Annotated in this window: 11 protein-coding genes; 6 read left to right on the forward strand and 5 right to left on the reverse strand. The window is 73.0% G+C overall.

Annotated features, from left to right (window positions below):
* Nucleotides 1–7: 7 nt before the first annotated feature.
* The 4 genes from aceA to WMF31_RS40175 all read left to right on the forward strand — a co-directional run bounded on the left by aceA (nt 8) and on the right by WMF31_RS40175 (nt 9,064).
* Complete coding sequence (aceA, locus tag WMF31_RS40160; protein WP_436607162.1) at nt 8–1,306, forward strand: isocitrate lyase; 1,299 nt, start codon at nt 8–10, stop codon at nt 1,304–1,306.
* A gap of 392 nt (nt 1,307–1,698) precedes the next feature.
* Nucleotides 1,699–4,089, forward strand: a complete 2,391-nt coding sequence (locus WMF31_RS40165; RefSeq protein ID WP_436607163.1) for a glutamine--tRNA ligase/YqeY domain fusion protein — start codon at nt 1,699–1,701, stop codon at nt 4,087–4,089.
* 192 nt (nt 4,090–4,281) lie between these two features.
* Nucleotides 4,282–5,112: a hypothetical protein gene (locus tag WMF31_RS40170; protein WP_436607164.1), complete on the forward strand. Its 831-nt coding sequence runs from the start codon at nt 4,282–4,284 to the stop codon at nt 5,110–5,112.
* Between the two features lies 1 nt (nt 5,113).
* A complete protein-coding gene (locus tag WMF31_RS40175) occupies nt 5,114–9,064 on the forward strand; it encodes a protein kinase domain-containing protein (protein WP_436607165.1) in 3,951 nt (1,316 codons plus the stop codon).
* A 50-nt stretch (nt 9,065–9,114) separates the two neighbouring features.
* Here WMF31_RS40175 and WMF31_RS40180 read toward each other — a convergent pair whose 3' ends face one another.
* The 3 genes from WMF31_RS40180 to WMF31_RS40190 all read right to left on the reverse strand — a co-directional run bounded on the left by WMF31_RS40180 (nt 9,115) and on the right by WMF31_RS40190 (nt 15,499).
* A complete protein-coding gene (locus WMF31_RS40180; RefSeq protein WP_436607593.1) occupies nt 9,115–9,897 on the reverse strand; it encodes a sugar phosphate nucleotidyltransferase in 783 nt (260 codons plus the stop codon).
* Nucleotides 9,898–10,325: 428 nt separating this feature from the next.
* A complete protein-coding gene (locus tag WMF31_RS40185; RefSeq protein WP_436607166.1) occupies nt 10,326–14,543 on the reverse strand; it encodes a serine/threonine-protein kinase in 4,218 nt (1,405 codons plus the stop codon).
* A 125-nt stretch (nt 14,544–14,668) separates the two neighbouring features.
* On the reverse strand, nt 14,669–15,499 hold the full coding sequence (locus tag WMF31_RS40190) for a hypothetical protein (RefSeq protein WP_436607167.1): 831 nt from the start codon (nt 15,497–15,499) through the stop codon (nt 14,669–14,671).
* A gap of 195 nt (nt 15,500–15,694) precedes the next feature.
* Here WMF31_RS40190 and WMF31_RS40195 point away from each other — a divergent pair, with 195 nt between their 5' ends.
* Nucleotides 15,695–17,182: a serine/threonine-protein kinase gene (locus WMF31_RS40195; protein ID WP_436607168.1), complete on the forward strand. Its 1,488-nt coding sequence runs from the start codon at nt 15,695–15,697 to the stop codon at nt 17,180–17,182.
* 242 nt (nt 17,183–17,424) lie between these two features.
* On the forward strand, nt 17,425–18,573 hold the full coding sequence (locus WMF31_RS40200; protein ID WP_436607169.1) for a ferritin-like domain-containing protein: 1,149 nt from the start codon (nt 17,425–17,427) through the stop codon (nt 18,571–18,573).
* A gap of 115 nt (nt 18,574–18,688) precedes the next feature.
* Here WMF31_RS40200 and WMF31_RS40205 read toward each other — a convergent pair whose 3' ends face one another.
* A complete protein-coding gene (locus WMF31_RS40205) occupies nt 18,689–19,783 on the reverse strand; it encodes a hypothetical protein (protein WP_436607170.1) in 1,095 nt (364 codons plus the stop codon).
* 431 nt (nt 19,784–20,214) lie between these two features.
* On the reverse strand, nt 20,215–20,451 hold the full coding sequence (locus WMF31_RS40210) for a hypothetical protein (RefSeq protein WP_436607171.1): 237 nt from the start codon (nt 20,449–20,451) through the stop codon (nt 20,215–20,217).
* Between the last annotated feature and the right edge of the window lie 123 nt (nt 20,452–20,574).

Here is a 20,574-nt window from a genome sequence, read left to right on the forward strand (position 1 = left end):
CCCAGACATGTCCGCTGCTTTCCCGCTCAACACGCCGATCTCCGCCGACGCGCTGCACGCGACCCAGAGCGATCTCGCCCCCGGCCGATGGAACGGCGTCGTCCGTCCGTACTCCGAGGCCGACGTCGCGCGCCTCCGCGGGACGGTGCGTATCGAGTACACGCTCGCGACCCTCGGGGCCAAGCGGCTCTGGAACCTCATGCACAGCGAGCCCTACGTGGCGGCGCTCGGGGCCCTCACCGGCAACCAGGCGATGCAGCAGGTCCGCGCCGGCCTCAAGGCCATCTACCTGAGCGGGTGGCAGGTGGCCGCCGACAACAACGAGGCGGGGACGATGTACCCCGACCAGAGCCTGTATCCGGCGAACAGCGTGCCGACGCTGGTGCGCCGGATCAACCAGGCGCTCCTCCGCGCGGACCAGATCGAGGCCGCCGAGGGCAAATCGGGGCGTTACTGGCTCGCCCCCATCATGGCCGACGCGGAGGCCGGCTTCGGCGGGCCGCTCAACGCGTTCGAGCTGATGAAGGCGATGATCGAGGCGGGCGCCTCGGGCGTGCACTTCGAGGACCAGCTCGCCTCCGAGAAGAAGTGCGGGCACATGGGCGGCAAGGTCCTCGTCCCGACCAGCCAGTTCATTCGCACCCTCGTCGCGGCCCGCCTCGCCAGCGACGTCATGGGCGTCCCCACGGTCCTCGTCGCCCGCACCGACGCGGACAGCGCCAAGCTGATCACGTCGGACATCGATCCGCGCGACAAGCCGTTCATCACCGGCGAGCGCACGCCCGAGGGCTTCTACGTGCTGAAGGGCGGCCTCGAGGCGGCGATCGCGCGCGGGCTCGCCTACGCGCCGTACGCCGACCTCGTGTGGTGCGAGACGTCGACGCCGGACCTCGACCAGGCGAAGCGGTTCGCGGAGGGGATCCACAAGCAGTTCCCGGGCAAGCTGCTCGCGTACAACTGCTCTCCGTCGTTCAACTGGAAGAAGCACCTCGACGACGCGACCATCGCGCGCTTCCAGCGCGAGCTCGGCGCGATGGGGTACAAGTTCCAGTTCGTCACCCTCGCCGGGTTCCACTCGCTGAACCACGGCATGTTCGAGCTCGCCAGGCAGTACCAGCGCCGGGGCATGGCGGCGTACTCCGAGCTCCAGCAGGCCGAGTTCGCCGGCGAGCAGTTCGGTTACAGCGCGACGCGCCACCAGCGCGAGGTGGGGACGGGCTACTTCGACGAGGTCGCCCAGGTGATCTCGGGCGGCGCGGCGTCCACGCTGGCCCTGCACGAGTCGACCGAGGCCGCCCAGTTCTGAGCGGCGGCCGCGCGCCGGCGGGGGGCGCTCCTTCCCGGGTGCGCCGCGCCCCGCCCGCGCGTTCTCCAGCCCGCCCGCCTATCCTCCGGCCCGCCCGTGCACCGTCGCTCCGGCCGGCGGGTGGGTGGGGGGCCTCTGCGGCTCACCGGAGGGGCTGGCGTGGAGGCGAGCCACAACGTGGGCTCGCCGGAACGCAAGCCCCGCAGGTGAGCCGCAGAGGCCCCCCACCCACCCGCCGGCCGGCCCACGCCCGTCCGCGTCGATGCGCGAAAGGCCGCGCCCTCTCCGCGGTGGTCCGGCAGGTGCCGTTCGAGTAGGCTCCGCTCGGCGGCGGCGCCCGGTCGCGCCTGGTCGCGCCCGTCCCCGCCGCCCGAGCCGAGGTGAGAGGACCTGTGACAACGTCGAGCCCCCGATCGAACGACGGCGATAGCGGCGCCGCCCCTTCGAACTTCATCCGCACCATCATCGCCGAAGACCTCGCCGCGGGCAGGCACCAGCGGGTGGTGACCCGGTTTCCACCCGAGCCGAACGGTTACCTCCACATCGGACATGCGAAATCCATCCTGCTGAATTTCGGGCTGGCGGCCGACTTCGGCGGCGCGTGCCACCTGCGCTTCGACGACACGAACCCTGCGGCCGAGGACCTGGAGTACGTGGAGTCCATCCAGCGGGACGTGCGCTGGCTCGGGTGCGACTGGGGCGGCGAGCTCTTCTTCGCGTCCGATTACTTCGAGCGGCTGTACGCGTTCGCGGTGGAGCTCATCAGGAAGGGCAAGGCGTACGTGTGCAGCCTGAGCGAGGCCGAGACGCGCGAGCTCCGCGGCACCGTGACCGAGCCCGGGAGAGAGAGCCCGTACAGGAACCGGTCTGTCGAGGAGAACCTGGATCTCTTCGCGCGGATGAGAGTCGGGGAGTTCGCGGAGGGCGAGCACGTGCTCCGGGCCAAGATCGACATGGCCGCTCCCAACATGAAGATGCGCGATCCGCCGATCTACCGCATCAAGCGGGCGCGCCATTACCGGACGGGCGACGCCTGGTGCATCTACCCGCTGTACGACTTCGCCCACAGCCTCTCGGACGCGATCGAGGGGATCACCCATTCCATCTGTACGCTGGAGTTCGAGAACAACCGGGAGCTGTACGACTGGATCATCGACCAGCTCGACGTCCCGTCCCGCCCCCGGCAGTACGAGTTCGCGCGGCTCAACCTGAACTACACGGTGATGAGCAAGCGGAAGCTGCTCGCGCTCGTGAAGGGGGGGCACGTGACGGGGTGGGACGACCCGCGCATGCCCACCCTCGCCGGGCTCCGGCGCCGCGGCGTGACGCCCGAGGCGATCCGCGCCTTCTGCGAGGAGATCGGCGTCGCCAAGGCGAACAGCGTGGTCGACATCGCGAAGCTCGAGTCGTGCATCCGCGACGACCTGAACCTCCGCGCCCCGCGCGTCATGGCGGTGCTGCGCCCGCTCCGCGTCGTCCTCGAGAACTACCCCGAGGGGAAGGTGGAGGACATCGACGCACCCTACTGGCCCGAGGACGTGCCGAAGCAGGGCTCCCGCAAGGTCCCCTTCTCGCGGGTGCTCTACATCGAGCGCGACGACTTCCTCGAGGAACCACCCAGCAAGTGGTTCCGCCTCGCGCCCGGGCAGAGGGTGCGGCTCAGGTACGCCGGGTTCATCACCTGCCGCGAGGTGGTGAAAGACCCGACCTCCGGCGAGGTGGTCGAGCTCCGCTGCACCTACGAGCCGCCCTGGAAGGACGGGGCCGCGCCCGACGGCCGCCGGCCGAAGGGGACGCTGCACTGGGTCTCCGCCGCCCACGCGATCCCCGCCGAGGTGCGGCTCTACGACCGGCTCTTCGCGGTCGAACGGCCCGACGCGGTCGATGAAGGTCAGGACTTTCTGGATAACTTGAATAAAAGTTCGCTGGTCACCCTGACCGGATGTTGCGTGGAGCCGAGCCTGTCCACGGTGGAGAAGGGGAGCCACGTCCAGTTCGAGCGTCAGGGGTTCTTCTTCGTGGATCCGGTCGACTCCGCGCCCGGCGCGCCCGTGTTCAATCGCACGGTGGCGCTCAAGGACTCGTGGGGGAGGCGGGCCGAGCCGAGGCCCGCCCAGGCCGCGGCGCCCGGACCCCGGGGAGCGGCCGAGAGGCCCGAGGCCGCGGCGCCCGCGCCCGAGAGGCCCCAGCCCGCGAAGCCGAGGGGCGAGCGCGCCTCCCTCGAGGAGCGGCTCGCGCGGCTCGACCTGGCGCGCGCCCGGAAGGCCAGGCACCTCATCGAGGCGCGCGGGATCCCGGGCGACGACGCCGTCGTCCTGGCCGAGGACGACGGCCTGCTCCGGCTCTTCGAGGGGGCCGTGGCCGCGCACGACAACCCGAGGGGCGCCGCCAACTGGATCATTCACTCGCTCTCGCGTGAGCTGAAGGACAGAAAGGTAGACGACTTGCCCTTCTCAGGTGCGCAGATCGGCGAGCTTCAGGCGCTGATCGATGACGGGACCATTTCAGGGAAGATCGCGAAAGACGTGCTCGCTGAAATGGTGCAGCAGGGCGGTAGTCCGCGGGCGATCGTGGAGCAGAGAGGGCTCCGGCAGGTCGCCGACGCGGGCGCCGTGGAGCGCATGATCGACCAGATCATCGCCGGGCACCCCGGCGAGGTGGCCCGCTTCCGCGCGGGCAATGCGAAGCTGCTCGGGTTCTTCGTCGGCCAGGTGATGAAGGCCTCCGGCGGCAAGGCGAACCCCGACCTGGTCAATTCGCTGCTGACCAGGAAGCTGGCGTAAATCTCCCACCCGCGCGCTGCTCCCGTGCCGCCATGACTCGGAGGTGCGCGCGAGTGCTGCGCCCTGCGCAGCTCCGCTCCCGGCACCTGACCACGTGATGCGTGTCAGGGGAGTGTGGAGAAGTATGTTCCCAAAAATGTCCATAAAATAATTGAATTTGAGAGCGGCAGTGGTGTAGATGAAATTAGGACCATGAAATCTGCACACCAGATCGCTCTCATCGTCTGCGTGGCTGTGTCGTCCTCGCAGATCGCTTGTGTCGCCTCTGCCGAGCTCGATGATGAGGAGGTGGCGGAGGTGCAGCAGGAGGTCATCGTCCACAACGCGCTGACGCGTAACGCGCTGACGCGTAACGCGCTGACGCGCAACGCGTTGACGCGCAACGCGCTGACCCATAACGCGCTGACCCGCAACGCGCTGATGGGCAATGCGTTCACGAGCGAGGCGCTCCGAGATCCCGAGTCGAGGGAGCTGCTCAGCTTCATCGTGAGCTGCGCTCTCCCCGAGGACGAGCACGTCGACATCGAGGTCAAGGGCAGGCGCTACCGCTTCCGCGGCGAGCTCGGCCTCGCGCCCGAGTGGGGCAAGGCGCGCGGCCGGTGCGACGAGAAGTGCCAGGAGTGGGTCTCGGCCTGCCTGCTCTCGCGGGTGAACTACATGGGCGCGCACGTCACCATCTCGCTCCGCGGGAACGACCACGCGCTCGCGTCGACGCGCGCCGAGCGCAGGCGCTACGACCACGCGGAGGCCGCCTACTACGGCAACGTGTTCCTGGAGCGGCAGCGCCGCTTCGCGTGCATGGCGCCCGGGGAGACGTCGATCCCGCGCGTCTGCGGGGACTCGCTCGAGGACTGCGTGGTGGACGTCGTGGGCAGCTGCGACGACGTCTGCGGCCGCCCGAGGCCGGACGGCAGCTTCCCGCGCTGCCGGGACCGGGAGCCCATCCGGCTCCCGTTCGGCATCCGTGTCTTTCCTCCGCGAACCGAGGTATACAAGAGAGCGATCACCGCCTTCCTAGAGTAGCGTGGATTCCGGCACCGTCCTCGCCAGCCGCTTCGTCGTCGAAAGGCAAGTTGCGGCCGGGGGGATGGGCACCGTCTACCGCGCGCTCGATCGCCTCGACGACCGCCGCGTCGCCCTCAAGGTCCTGCACAGCCGGGAGGCGTTCGACGTCGAGCGGTTCGAGCGCGAGTCGCAGATCCTCGCCGAGCTGAGCCACCCCGGGATCGTGCGTTACGTCGCGCACGGGAGCACGGGAACGGGGGAGCACTACCTCGCCATGGAGTGGCTCGAGGGCGAGGACCTCTCGACCTGCCTCGCGCGCCGGCAGCTCACGGCCGCCGAGAGCCTCGCGGTGCTGCGCAGGACGGCCGACGCGCTCGCCTTCGCGCACGCCCGCGGGATCATCCACCGCGACGTCAAGCCGAGCAACATCTTCCTCGTGGCCGGCGACGTCGGCCAGCTCAAGCTCGTCGATTTCGGCATCGCGCGCCCCGACCGGGAGTCGCGGCGGCTGACGTACACGGGCGGGATCCTCGGGACGCCCGGGTACATCGCGCCCGAGCAGATCGAGAGCGGGAGCACCCACGACGCGCGCGCCGACGTGTTCTCGCTCGCGTGCGTCTTCTACGAGTGCATCGCGGGGCGCCCGGCCTTCGAGGGGGCGCACGTGATGGCCGCGCTGGCCAAGCTCCTGTTCCAGCAGACGCCCAAGCTGCGCGAGATCCGCGCGGACCTCCCGGAGCCGCTCGAGCAGCTCATCTCCCGGATGATGGCGAAGCACCCCGACGACCGGCCGCGCGACTGCGGCGACGTCGGGGCGCAGCTCGCGAAGATCGCGGACGTGCTGGACGCATGGGCGACGCCGCGGCCGGTGACGCTGGCGTCGCCGCGCGACGCGACCATGCGCTCGGCGCGGGGGCCCGGCTTCCTCACGCGCAGCGAGCAGCGGCTCGTGTCCCTGGTGCTCGCCGGCGAGCCGGAGGACGTCGAGACGAGCGTGGCCGCGGCCGGCGGCGTCCCCAGCGCGTCGGACGTCTCGAGCGTGCTGCAGGAGCTCACGGGCGAGGGCCCGGCCTCCGCGGTGCCGCGGTCGGAGGTGCGGGCGGCGGTGGAGCCCTACGGCGCGCACATCACCGAGATCTCGCGCGGCTCGCTCGTCGCGATCCTCGCCGGCGCGGGGAGCGCCGTCGACCGGGCCGAGCGGGCGGTGCGGTGCGCGCTCGCGCTGCGCGCGCGGTTCCCGGGCATCCCGCTCGCCGTCGCGACGGGCCGCGGCGTGTCGTCGGCGAAGCTCATCGAGGGCGACGTCATCGACCGGGGGGTGCGCGCGCTGCGCGCGACGCAGGCCGGGATCGTGCGGCTCGACGACGTGACGGCCAGCATCGTCGGCGGCCGGCTCAAGGTGGACGCGGACGAGGAGGGGCCGTTCCTGGCCGGCGAGACGGCGGCCGACGAGAGCACCCCGGTGCTGCTCGGCAAGCCGAGCCTCTGGGTCGGCCGCAGCCGCGAGCTGTCCATGCTCGAGGGCGTGTTCTCCGGGTGCGTGAGCGAGTCGCTGGCGAGCGCGGTGCTCGTGATCGGCCCGGCCGGGGCCGGCAAATCGCGGCTCCGCCTGGAGTTCCTCACCCGGGTGCGGCGCCAGTTCGGCCCGGTGGAGATCCTCTCCGGAAGGGCCGAGTCGGTGGCCGCGGGGTCGCCGTTCGGCCTCATCGCGGACGCGATCCGCAAGACGGCGGGGATCCGCGAGGGCGAGCCGGTGGAGGGCCGGCGGCGCAAGCTGAAGCGCCGGCTCGGGCGCCACCTGAGCGGCGAGGCGCTCGACCGGATCGCGGCCTTCCTCGGCGAGCTGTCGCGGACGCCGTTCCCCGACGGCGAGGCGAGCGGGCTGCGCGCGGCGCGCGACAACGCGATGCTGATGGCCGACGCCACGCGCGGCGCCTGGGAGGACTGGCTCGCCGCCGAGTGCGCGGCGCAGCCGGTCTTGCTCGTGCTCGAGGACCTGCAGTGGGGCGACGCGGCGACCGTGCGTCTCATCGACGCGACGCTGCGCAACCTGCGGGACCTGCCGCTCATGCTGCTCGCGCTGGCCCGGCCCGAGGTGAACAAGCAGTTCCCCGGCCTGTGGGCCGACCGCGAGGTGCAGACGATCAAGCTCGGGCCGCTGCCGTCGAAGGCGAGCGAGCGGCTCGTGCGGAGCGCGCTCGGCGAGGACACGCCCGCCGAGACCGTGGCCCGGGTGGTGGAGCGGGCCGACGGCAACCCGTTCTACCTGGAGGAGCTCATCCGCGCGGTCGCCGACGGCAAGGGCGACGTGCTGCCCGACTCGGTGCTGGGCACGGTCGAGGCGCGGCTCGACGCCGAGGGGCACGAGGCGAAGCGCGTGCTGCGGGCGGCGAGCATCTTCGGCGATCGCTTCTCGAAGCTCGGGGTGGCGTCGCTGCTCGGCGGCGCGGCGCGCATGAAGGACACCGAGACGTGGCTCGACGCGCTCTCGGCGCGCGAGCTCATCGCGCCGGCCTCGACCCCGGGGTGGCTCGGCCCGACGGACTACGTGTTCCGCCACGCGATCGTGCGCGAGGCCGCGTACGCGATGCTGACGGAGCAGGACCGCGCGCTCGGCCACAAGCTGGCCGGCGAGTGGCTCGAGCGGAGCGGGCACACCGACGCCATGGCGCTCGCGGAGCATTTCCGCCTCGGCGGGCAGCCCGAGCGCGCGGTGCGGTGGTACCGGCGGGCCGCGGAGCAGGCGATCGAGGCGAACGACCTCGCGAGCGCGCTCGCGCGCGCCGAGATGGGCGTGCAGTGCGGGGCGACCGACGAGGAGCTGGGCCGCCTGCGGCTGGTGGAGGCCGAGGCCAGCGTCTGGCGGCAGGACACGGCGCTCGCCGCCCAGCGTGGCGCCGAGGCGGCGAGCCTGGTGCGGCCCGGCAGCTCGACGTGGTTCCGCGCCATCGGGCAGGTGATCATCGCGGAGGGGAAGCTCGGCCACTTCGACCGGGTGGAGAGCTGGGCGGCGCGCGTGGCGGAGGCGACGGGCGCGCCGAGCGCCCGGATCATGTGCCTGTGCGAGGGCGCGACGTACCTGGCGTTCGGGGGCCGCTACGCGGCGGCCGACAGGATCATCGGGATGCTCGACGCCGTCGCGAGCGGGCCCGCCTCGCTCGATCCGCAGACCGCGGGGCTCTACCAGCAGGTGCGCGCGATCCGCGCGCAGACGAAGGGCGACATCGGGGCCGCGCTGAGCGGGCTCACGGCGGCGCTCGCGGCGTTCGAGCAGGCCGGCGACCGCCGGAACGCGTGCGCGGTGCGCTCGAACCTGGGCTTTCTGTACGGCGAGCTCGGCGATTTCGAGGTCGCCGAGTCGGCGCTCCGGATGGCGCTCGCGGCGGCGCAGCGCATGGGCCTCGACGACCTGGAGACCGCGGCGCTCCAGAACCTCGGCTACGTCATCGCCCACCTCGGGCAGCTCGAGGAGGCCAAGCTCCTGGAGCAGCGCGCCGCCGCGGCGTTCCAGCAGCAGGGCGACCGGCGGATGGAGGGCGTGACGCTGACGTACCTCGCGAAGATCCTGCTGCTCTCGGGCGACCCGGCGGCGGCCGAGCGCGAGGCGCGCGCCGCGGTCGAGGCGCTGACGGTGGCGCCGCCGCTCCGCGCCGCCGCGGTCGCGCTCCTGTCGCGCGCGCTGCTCGCGCAGGGCCGCGCGGCCGAGGCGCTGCCGGTCGCGCGCGAGGCGTTCGCGCAGCTCGAGGAGACCGGCTCGCTGGAGGAGGGGGAGTCGCTGGTGCGGCTCGCCTACGCCGAGGCGCTCGCCGCCGCGGGGGCGGAGCGGGCGGCGGCCGAGGCGCTCGCCGCCGCGCGCGAGCAGCTCCTGCGGCGCGCGGAGAAGATCAGCGACCCGGGCATCCGCGAGCGGTTCCTCACGTGCGTGCCCGACAACGCGAAGACGCTGGCGCTCGCCTCCGGGTCGACCTGACGGGCGCGCCCCACCTCTCGCCCCCGGCGCGCGCTCCCGGGCGAACGCGCTCAGAGCGGGCGCGCCCCGGGCGCCTCGCGCCGCTCTCCCTCCGCGGCGGTCGCCTGGGGCGGCCGGGTGGTCAGCAGGCGGATGGCCTCGCGGTAGCCGTGGAGCGTCCCCACATCGACGTACGCGTGCCCGGCGCGGACGCCGAGCGCCACACCGCCGCGGGCGATGTGCTCGTTCACGAGGGTGCCGATGTACCGGTCGCACCGGTTCCGCTGGCACCAGAGCTCGTGGAGCTGCTGCAGCGCGGCGCCGGTCAGCTTGAAGGCGCCCCAGACCCAGCGCGTCGCGGCGTCGGGGCGCTTCACCTGGATCTCGAGGATACGCCCCTCGCTGTCGGTCACGACGGCATCGAAGAGCTCAGGGCGCTCGACCGGGAAGAGGAGGAACGAGAGCTCCCGAGGCGGGAGCGCGGAGAGCCCATCTTCCGGGAACCAGAGGGTGTCCGGGAGGCCGACGATCACGACATCCTCCGGCGGGATGAGCGGGAGCGCGCGGAAGATGGCGTCGCAGAGGCCGGCCGGGCTCGGCTGCACCACGTACGACAGGCTCGCCTGCCCCACGGAGGCCCCGTAATAGTCGAGGATATCCGACTTGCCCGAGGAGATGACGAAGCAGATCTTGGTCGCGCCGGCGAGCAACATGCGATCGACCAGGTGCTCGCTCACGGCCCGGGGCCGCTCGACCCCCTGGTCGAGGCGGCTGCCGACCGGCAGCAGCTCCTTCGAGACGGCGAGCGGCTGAAGTCGACTCCCCACGCCGGCGGCCGGGATGATCCCCCACACGGTCGCTTGTCTCTCTCTCACGCTCACGCCTCCTTCAGGGGCGACCCGCGGCCCCTCGCGTGAATCGAAGCCCGATATCATGCATGCGGTCGTCGCGTCATGTCATGCCGAGGATCCAGTCTGTCAAGTCGGGCCGAGATTCCCACCTGCCAGTCCGATCAACGCGCCAGGCCGGTCCCATCGAGCCGAGAGGCCAGTTTGTCAAGCCAGGAGGGAACTCCAGCGCACGCAAACGCGCCTCGGGCGACGTGGTGTCGTCGTCGCCGGGGCCGGATGGATTCAGCGGGTGGAATTGGGCAGGAGCGGAGGAGTCCATCCAGGACGCTGCGTGGAGGCATGGAGGAGACGCAGGGACTGCCCCAGAATAGATCAGGCAAGGGCGTGACGCGCGGCTCCGATGCCTGGTGTCTGCATGTGTGTGATGGGTGTTACGCGGTGGGAGGTGGCTCCGCGTCCGGCGTCGTTCGATCGGGCGGCTCCGCCTCGAGGGCCTCGCGCTCGGCGAGCGCGGCCGCGAGGCGCCGCAGCCGGTCGCCCATGACGTTCGGGATGCGCCCCGCGGCGCCGAACGCGGCCGACAGCGCGGCGCGCGCGGCCGCGAGGCGGCCCCGGCGGAGGGCGGCGACCGCGCGCGTCTCGAGCACCTCGATGTGCTCCTGGCCGACGGAGCTCCGCGCCGAACGGTCCACGAGGGCGTCCCACTCGGCGTCGCCGCCGTCGCGGGTCGCCAGGTCGAGCATGGCGCAGAGCACCTCCTCCGAGGGGACCATCAGCGCGTCGGCGGGGCCCTCCGCGCGGGCCTGCTCCTGCATGTCGCGCATCCGCTCGTACAGCGCGCGGGCCTCGGCCTCCTCGCCGCGGTAGTACAGGAACCGGGCCTTCAGGAGCAGCGCGACCGGGCGGCAGTTCCCGCAGAGGCGGTGCTGCTCGATCGCGAGCGCGCGCTCGATGTGCGGCCTCGCCGCCTCGAGGTCGTTCATGAGGTAGAGGTACTCGCCGAGGTTGTACTCGCCGACCCGCTCCAGCCCGCTCTGGCCGAGGTCGCGCGCGAGCGAGAGCACCCGCTCGAGGTCGCGGATCATCCGGGCCTTGTCGCCCCGGCACGCCCAGAGCAGCGCGCGGTTGTTCGTCACCGAGCCGAGGTGGAGCGTGTCGTGGTGCGCCTCGCAGAGGGTGATCGCCCGGTCGAGCGCGCGCTCGGCCTCGTCGAGGCGGCCGAGCCCCTGGAGGACGAAGCCGAGCATGAGCAGCGAGATGACGAGCGTCTCGTAGCCCTCGTGGCCGAGCGTGGAGGCGGCGGCCGCCGCGTACCGGAGCGCGGACGCGGCCTCCTCCTCCCGGCTGAAGCGGTGCAGCGAGCGCCCGACGCCGAGCGAGAGGCGCGCGGCGAGCGCCGGCGACAGGGTGATCTTGCTCGCGAGCACGCCCGCCTCCTTGACGCGCTCCTCGGAGCTCTTGAACTCCTCCATCCAGTCGAGCGCCGTGGCCTCGTCGAGCAGGATGTCGATCTGCGCCGGGACGTCGCCCCGCGCGCGCGCGATGGCCCGCGCGCTGGCGAAGTCGGCGAGCGCGTCGTGGTAGCGGCCGAGGCGGTAGCGCATGAGGCCGCGGCCCCGGTGCGCGACCGCGCGGTCGGGGCGCGCGCCGCCCGGCGCGCCGGGCTCCCCCGCGTGCGGGCCCTGACGCAGGGGCGCGCTCGGGGACGTCGGATCGGGCGGCTGCTCCAGCGCGCGGCTGTAGAAGGTCTCGGCGTCGAGGTACGCGTGCCGGGCGCGCGCGCGCTCGGCCAGCGTGAGGTAGGCGCGCTCGGCGACCGCGCCGAGGCCCGCCTGGGCCGCGTGGTACGCGAACGGGAGGAGCCGCGCCTCCTTGAGGTGGGGCGCGGCGCGCTCGCCGCCCTCCCCGGCGGCCGCGTCGCGATGCAGCTTGAACGCCGCGAGGTGGACGCGCCGGCGGAGCAGGTCGGGCGCCCCGCGGGCCACCGCCTCGCGGACCAGCGCGTGGCGGAAGCCGATGCGGCCCCGCCGGTCCTGGACGAGGAGGCCGGCGGCGACCAGGCGCTTCACCGACACCGCGGCGTCGAGCGGGAGGTCGTCGGCCTCGCCGTGCTCGTCGAGCCGCTGGAGCACGCCCGCCACCTCGGCGACGGTGACGTCGGGGCCGAGCAGCGCGATGAGGCGCGCGTGCGCCTGCAGCGCGGGCGGCAGCGCGTCGATCTCGCCGAGCGCCAGCCAGTCGAGGAGCGGCATGTCCGGGAGGCGATCGAGCTCGTCCGTGGCGAGGTACCAGGCGTCCCCCCGCGGGTGCCGGCGCACGATGCCCTCGCGCTTGAGGCCGCGCACGAGCTCGACGAGCAGGAGCGGGACGCCCTGCGCGCGCTCGACCAGGTGGACGAGCGCCGGCTCGGGCACGTCCTCGGCGGGCAGGAGCAGCCGCCGGCAGAGCGCGACGGCGCTCTCCCGGTCGAGCGCCTCCAGGCGGTAGGTCTCGCGGCGCGCGGCGCGCTCGCCCCAGCCGGGGCGCGCGCTCTCGAAGCTCGGCCGCGCGAGCGCGCAGATGAAGAGCCGCGCCTGCACCTCGGCGAGCGCCGCGTACTCGAGCGCGGCGAGCGCCGCGTCGTCGGCCGCGTGCGCGTCGTCGAGCACCACGAAGAGCGGCGTCCGCTGCGCCCGCCGGCGGAGGGCCTCGCCCGCGGCCACCGCGAGCGCGGCGCGGAGCGCGCCGGGCGCCGCGGAGAGCGCGCGGAGCTCCGGGTAGCGCCCCGGGCCGGAGCCGCCCTCGTGGATCCAGCCGAGCGCGAGCGCGACGGCGCCCCCGAGCTTCGCGTGCTGCGGGGCGCCGAGGCGCCGCCGGAGGAGCGCGCTGCCGCCGTCCGCCGGCGGGGACGACGGCAGCGCGAGCGCCTGCTGGAGGATCTCCCGCACGACGCGATCGACCCCGCCCGCGACCGGCTCGCCGGTCCGGAGCTCGATCACCTCGGCGCGGTCCTCGAGCTCGCGCAGCCGCTGCACGAGGGCGCCGGCGAGGCGGCTCTTGCCCTGGCCGGCGCCGCCGATGACGCTGACGACGGTGGGCGTCGCGGTCGCCACGGCGTTGCGCGCGCCGGCGACGAGCTCGCCGAGGACGTCGCTCCGGCCGAAGAAGGGCTCGGAGGTCCCCTCGACCGCCGGATCGGCCTCGGGCACGAGGGAGGCCGGCCCGGGGAGGAGGGAGGCCGGCCCGGGGAGGAGGGAGGCCGGCCCGGGCGGGGCGGCGGGATCGCCCGGGGGCTGCGCGCCGTCGCCCAGCGCCGCCGCGGCGGCGGGGGACACGAGGAGCCCCGCGGCGCCGTCGCCCGCGAAGCGGTCCTCCCGGTGGAAGAGCGGGCTCAAGAAGCGCCGCGTGCCGTCGGGCCGCATCTGGACCGAGACGGACGCGAGATCGAGCAGCCCGCGGGAGAGGACGCGCTGCTGCTCGAGCTCGCGGGCGCCGTGCATCGCGCGGCGCAGCGGGTTCGCGCCGTCCTCGTGATCGAAGGCGGCGACGAAGCGGTTGCCCGCGGCGTGCGCGAGCTCGCCGCCCAGCGCGCTGAGCCTGCGCTGGAGCGTCACCACGTCGAGCTCGGCCTCGAAGAAGAGGAGCGCGACGGCGCGCCGCTCGATCCTGCGGGCGCTCAGCGGCGCCGCCTCGGCGGCGACGCGCGCGGGGCGCGCCGGGCGGCGCTCCTGGGCGCGCTCGAAGCCCTCCAGCGCGGCGCGGAGGGCGGCGGCGCTCTCGAAGCGCTGGCTCCGGTCCTTGGCGAGGCACCGGAGCACGATCTCCTCGAGGGGGGGCGCGGTCGGCGCGATCGACGAGAGGCGCGGAGGGCGGCGGCTCAGGTGGTCCTGCCGCACCACGGCGGGGGGGCCCCAGAACGGCGGCCTGCCGGCGAGCAGCTCGAACAGCACGACGCCGAGGGAGTACACGTCCGCGCGCGCGTCGACGTCGCCGCCGCCGTCGCACTGCTCGGGCGCCATGTACTCGGCGGTGCCGGGCGCGTCGCTCTCGAGCGTGAGGCGCGGCGGCTGCCCGCCCGGCCCCGCCGTGAGGCGGGGATCGCGCGTCGCGAGGCCGAGATCGATGAGGGTCGCGCGGGGCCCGCGGTCGCCGGCGCCGGCCGGCGGGCCGGCGATGAGGATGTTCTCGGGCTTGATGTCGCGGTGCACGTAGCCGCGGGCGTGGATCGCCTCCAGCGCCCGGAGCGTGGCGCGCGCGAGGGCGCACGCCTCGCGCGGCGGCGCCGGGCTGGCGACGCCGCGCGCGACCAGGCGATCGGCCAGCGTCCGGTCGTCGAGGTACTGCATGACGAAGTAGGGCAGGCCCGAGGGGAGCTGGCCGCAGGCGTGGACGGCGGGCACGTGCGGCGGCCCGATGTCGTAGAGGGCCCGCATCTCCTCGACGAGGCGGAGGCTCGCGTGCGGCCGATCGTCGCGCGCGACCTTGATCGCCACGGTCGATCCCCCCTCCTCGGGCTCGGCCGCGAACACGGCCCCGAACCCGCCCGCGCCGACGAGCCGGACGCGCCGGAACCCCGCGATGTCGGGCGGCGTGATCGCGCGGAGCCAGCCGGCGTCGGCGTCCTCGGGGTCGCCCGCCGCGTGGGCGTCCGGGCTGGCCTGCCGCGTCACGGGGCCGTGCTCGGGGCACCCTGGATCCGCGTGCGCGACCCGCCGCCCGCACTCCCTGCACCGCGCCGGGGGCGCTCCTTCGCGAGCCCCGCTTCCGCCTTCACGAGGATCGGGCTGCATGGGCCTCAACGCAAGTACGTCGTGACCACCGCGGTGGACCACTCCCCGCGATCGTTCCGGCAACGCGTCCGGTACTCGCCCGGACCGTCGAGCTCGGCACACTGGCGATCGCACGAGCCCACGATGTGGATGTTCGGGCACTCCGTGGCGCGGTCGTCCTCCTCGCCGACGTGTCCGGCCGCACATTCCCTCCCGATGGCGCGGGAGTTCTCGACGTTGAGCTCGTTGTAGCAGGCATAAAGGCGAGGTGGGTCGCTGAACAGATTGCCCCAGAACGCGCCCTCCTCGCGCGGATAGGCCTCGACCTCGTACCGGTCCGGGTACCTGAGCGCCGCGTGCGCTGCGCGCGACGAGATCAGCACGGAGATGCCCGCCAGATTGGCGCGCGACGCCACGCAGGCCGAGACCCATTGCTCCCGGGACGCGCTCAGCGGCTCGTGGCTCCAGCTCGCGGCGAGGCCGAGGTGCCCCGGATAACTCTCCTCGTGACGCTCGCCCTGCTCGTCGTGCCATGAAAAACGGAACGACTGCGATGGATTCAGCGCGCAGCTGACGATGTACCGAAGGAGCTCCCTCGACAGGGCGCCGAGCTCCCCGGGGGCGCGGATCGACGAGAGGATGCGCGCCCCGACGCTCGTCTCCTGGAGTCTGTTCAGGGCGAGCGCGCTGGGGTCGAGGGCGTTCGGGTCGAGTGCATTCGGGTTCAGCGCGTTCGGGTTCAGCGCGTTCGGATTGAGGGCATTGTGATTCAGGAGCGCACTTGTGGCTGCCTCGACCGACCCCGCCTCCGTTGAAAATCCGTCGGCGCCGCCGCAGCCGATCAGCGAAATAAACACCAACGTACGCAGGTGGCACGAAGGAACTCGCCTCTTCATCTGTCCCCCCTATTCTGCCAGCAGATGGAATAGGCTACCGTGTCGATAACGATGGATTTACTGTACCACCAGGGGGAGCGGCGTGTAGTGGCAACACGATCTTCCGCGCTGGAAAAAACGTCGCTCGGGCGAGGCCTTAGACCTATCGGGGGGATTATGACGATCGATGGATTCGCGACACGAGATGATGAGACGCGGGCGTTTTCGCAGGAGGAGAGGTCCTTCTCCAGGGGAGAGCTGCCGAGCGGCGCGCGCGCGGGGGAGTACATCGTCGGTTACGCCATCGCCCGGGGCGGATGTGGGGCCGTCTACGAGGCGAGGCACAGCCGCACCGGCGCGCGCGTGGCGATGAAGGTGCTCCACGGGACGCTCGCCGCCTCGCCGAAGATGGTGAAGCGCTTCCTGCGCGAGGTCGAGGTGGTGCGGCTGCTCAAGCACCCGGGGATCGTCGAGATCTATGACGCCGGCGAGCTCGCGGACGGCAGGCCGTTCTACGTGATGGAGCACCTCGACGGGGTGACGCTCGACGTGCTGCTCCGGGAGGAGGGGAGGCTCTCGCCGGAGCAGGCGCTCGACCTGCTCGAGCCGGTGTGCTCCGCGCTCGAGGCGGCGCACACGGCGGGCATCATCCATCGCGACGTGAAGGGCAGCAACATCTTCGTCACGCGGAGCGCGCCGCGGGCGGTGAAGCTCCTCGACTTCGGCATCGCGAAGCTGATGGAGCCCGACGCGGGCGCGACCGGCTTCACGACGGCGGGGAGGGCGCCCGGCACGCTCACGATCATGGCGCCCGAGCAGATCCTCGGCGGCGCGATCGACGCGCGCGTCGACGTGTACGCGCTCGGCGTCCTGCTCCACCGGCTCCTCACGGGCAAGCTCCCGTTCTACTCGCCGGACGCGACCGAGCTGCTCCGGCAGCACCTGGAGGAGCCGCCGCCGCGCCCGAGCCGGCGGACCCCGCTGCCGCCGGCGCTCGACGCGGTCGTGCTGCGCTGCCTGGAGAAGCAGCCGGAGCACCGGTTCGCCTCGGTGAAGAGCTTCCTCTGCACGCTGCGCGAGGCGGTGGGCGAGCCCGCGTCGGGGCGGAGCAGCCTGCCCGACGTCACCGTCGACGCGATCGCGGTCTACCTCGACCTCCGGGCGCGCTTCGACGAGGACGACCTCGACGACCTGATCGCCGACGAGCTCGGCCGGGTGCTCGACCTCGCGGAGGAGCGCCTCCGGAGCGCGGGGCTCACGCTGGTGTCCACCACCGGCAACGAGATCCTCGCGGTGCGCCAGCTCTCCTTCGACCCGGAGGAGGCGCAGCGGGGGCGCGAGGAGGTGCTCGAGGCCGCCGTGATGCTCCAGGACGAGATCGCGCAGACGACGCGCCCGGACGCCCGCGTGCACGTGAACCTGTGCCTGCACGCCGGGCCCGTCACGGTGCGATCGATGCTCAACCCGGAGATCATCGGCGGCGCCCTCGCCCAGGTCGGCTCGTGGGCGCCAGTCGAGGATGTGCACGGACTCTGCGCGACCGAGGAGGCGGTCCGCGGGATCTCGGGCTTCGAGCTCGCGGCGGGGCCGCCGGGCCTCGTGCTGGTCGCCGCGCGCCCGCTGTGCCCGCCGCCATCGCCGACGCTGCGGTGCGGCCCGGCGTGAGGCGGCGAGCGCGCGGCCGCTCCGGCGCAGCCGCGCGGGACCGCTCCGCGCGACGCGGGATATCAGGGGAGCGATGGGCGCCGACTCGGCGTCTCCCCTCCGGGGAGCTCGGGAGCTCCCGGAGTCGATATGACGACGTAAAAAGATCATGGTTTGATTGCGGCTGGGCGATGGATGTCGTTATAACGCTCGTTCGCGGGCGTCGGTTCGCGCCTCGGCGCTCCGGAAAGCTCTCCTTGTCCATGCGAATCCAGCAAGCTATCCAGACCCTCCTCGATTCCGCCCCTCTCCTCCGCGACGCGTCGATGAGCGGCAACGTCCGGGTGCTCGCGTCGCTGCTCGGGCCTGCTTTCCGCGGCTTCGTCCAGCAGCGCGGCAAGGGGGTGAGATCGACCTGTATCCCTGTTGGATACGAAGCCAGCTTCAACTGGAGTTACGGGCGGGACGACCCCGACATGGCGAGGCTCTACGACCTGGCCAAGACGTCCCAGTGGAACGCCACGAGCGACCTCGACTGGTCGCGGCAGGTCGACAGGCTCGATCCAGCAATGCCGCTCTTGCCCGACAGCTGGATGCCGCCGTCCAAGCTGCCCATCTGGCGCCGGCTCTCCGAGCGAGAGCGGGCGACGCACCGCCACGGCCTCCTCTGCTGGATGCTGAGCCAGTTCCTGCACGGCGAGCAGGGCGCCCTGTTCGCGGCGTCGCAGATCATCGAGTCCGTGCCCTGGCTCGACGCGAAGCTCTACGGGAGCACGCAGGTCGCCGACGAGGGCCGCCACGTCGAGGTGTTCCACACCTACCTCACGCAGAAGCTGGAGAAGCTCTACGAGATCAACGACAACCTGTATGTCGTCATCGACGCGATCATGCGCGACGGCCGGTGGGACATGAAGTTCCTCGGGATGCAGATCATGATCGAGGGCCTCGCGCTCGGCGCCTTCGGCTCGATCCGGCAGGTGACGGGCGAGCCGCTGCTCAAGGACATCCTCCGGTCGGTGATCACGGACGAGGCGCGTCACGTGCACTATGGAGTCCTCGCGCTGAGCAAGTTTTACCGCGAGGGGATCGACGAGACGGCGCGTCGGGAGCGGGAGGACTGGGCGTTCGAGATGTCGCTGCTCCTGCGCAACCGGTTCCTGGCGCACGAGTTCTACGACGAGTTCTATGCCCACCGCGTGACGCGCGGCGAGTGGGACAAGCTCATGCTGGCCAGCGACCTGATGGGGTTCTTCCGCCGGACGATGTTCAAGCGGATCGTGCCGAACCTGAAGCGGATCGGGCTGCTCTCCGCGCGGATCCGGCCGCGCTACGCGGCGATCGGCCTGCTCGAATACGAGCATGGGCGGTCGGCCAGCGAGCTGACCGCCCGGGAGCTCCTCGACGACACGTGAGGCGAGGGCGACCGGGGCGGGGGGGCCGGGCGCCGGGGACGGGAGATGGGGCGCCGGCGGCCGGGAGATGGGGCGCCGGGGACGGGGGGGCGCGCGCGCCCGCCCCGGAACGCGCTCAGCAGCTGGCCCCCACGCAGGCCGCGATCTCGGCGCTGCACCGCTGCCGGACGCACGCGAGGTCGCCGCCGCAGGCCGGGCGCGACGCGAGGGTGCACGTCATGACCCGATCGATGAAGAACTGCGCGTTGGCGCAGCCACGGGCCACGCAGTTCGAGACGCACGCGATGCTGAAGTCCGGCGGCGTCCGCCCGAAATCGATGCAGGCGAACGTGCAGGTCAGGACCTCGCGGCAGCCCGCGGGCTCGCACGCGCCGCAGTCCGCCGGGCAGACAGCGCACGTCTCGAAGCTCTCGCAGACGCCGTTCGGACACACCGAGCACACGCCGCAGTCGGCCTGGCACGAGGCGCACGTCTCGGTCGCCGAGCAGACGCCGTCGCCGCAGCGGCCGCAGGGGCCGCAGTCCGCCGGGCAGGTGAAGCACCCCTCGGCGGGGGCGTTGCACACGCCGTTGCCGCACGTGGCGCAGGCGCCGCAGTCCGGAGCGCAGGAGAGGCAGTCCTCCGGCGCCGAGCAGACGCCGTCCCCGCAGCGGGCGCACACGCCGCAGTCGCCGGGGCACGTCTGGCATGTCTCGGCGCCGGCGCAGGCGCCGTCGCCGCAGCCGGGACACGGGCCGCAATCCATGGGGCAGCTCGAGCACGTCTCGGCGCCGGCGCAGGCGCCGTCGCCGCAGGTCGGGCACGGGCCGCAGTCGGCGGCGCAGGTGCCGCAGCTCTCGGCGCCATCGCAGGCGCCGTCGCCGCAGGTCGGGCACGGGCCGCAGTCGCTCGCGCAGCTCGAGCACGTCTCGGCGCCGTCGCAGGCGCCGTCGCCGCAGGTCGGGCACAGGCCACAGTCGGGGCTGCAGCTCTCGCACGACTCGCCGCCGTCGCAGACGCCGTCACCGCACGCGGGGCCCCCGGGATCGACCGGGTCGACCCCGTAGGCCGGGTCGACCTCGTCCCACACCCCCGAGCGGCCACAGCCCGCGCCGAGCCCCGTCGCGGTCAGGGCGGCGAGCACGGTCCACGCCAGGGCGCGCGCGGGGAGGAAGCCAGGGCGACGCCGCCCGGACCGCTGAACGAAGCTCAGGCGGCTGGAGTGATCCATTCGATCGATCCCCGGGACATGGGTAGGGGGCAGGGGGTGGTTGGAGAGACGGCTCGCGGGCCGCCGTGGACGGTCCGCGAACCGTTGGACGGCTCGCGAACCGTCATTGCGCCGCCTGGGACCGTCCACGGCCAGGCGCGTGGGCGGAAGATACATGAGTCGGCGGGCGGAATGGCGCGAAAGCACGGGCGCGCCGGCGAGAGCCCCGCGCAGGCCCCGGCGCTGCGCGGCGGGCCAGCGCGCGAGGTGGCAGGGCGCGGCGCGCCGATCCCGCGGTCTGGGTCACCTGAGAGGCCGGGTCGTGCGCGAGGCCGGGGGCCCAGGAGACATCGGGGCCACAAAAATAAAGAGGGCGACACCTCCGGAGAGGTGTCGCCCAAAGCGCTCCGCAGCGCGCGCTTCCCCGAGGAAGCGGCACGCTGCGCAGAGGCTCACTGCGCGGGGGCCGCCTCCGGGTCGGCCGGGGCCGCCGCCGGGTCGGCCGGGGCCGCCGCCGGGTCGGCCGGGGCCGCCGCCGGGTCGGCCGGAGCCGCCGCCGGATCGGCCGGGGCCGCCGCCGGGTCGGTCGGCGCCGCCGACGGGTCGGTCGGCTCCGCCGGGGCGCCGCCGCAGGCAACGGCGAGGGACGAAACCGACACGGCGACGAGCGCAAGGACGAGCTTGTTCATGGAATCCTCCGAAAACGAGGGCGGCCAGACCGCCCCCAATCAAACATGGCGTATGAGCCGCACGCCAATCCGGCGGCCACCACCCAGACGCCTCGGGGGGCCAGAACGGCTCACAAGTTTTTT

Origin of the sequence: Sorangium sp. So ce1036 (assembly GCF_051369805.1) — a bacterium.
Classification (GTDB): Bacteria; Myxococcota_A; Polyangia; order Polyangiales; family Polyangiaceae; genus Sorangium; species Sorangium cellulosum_F.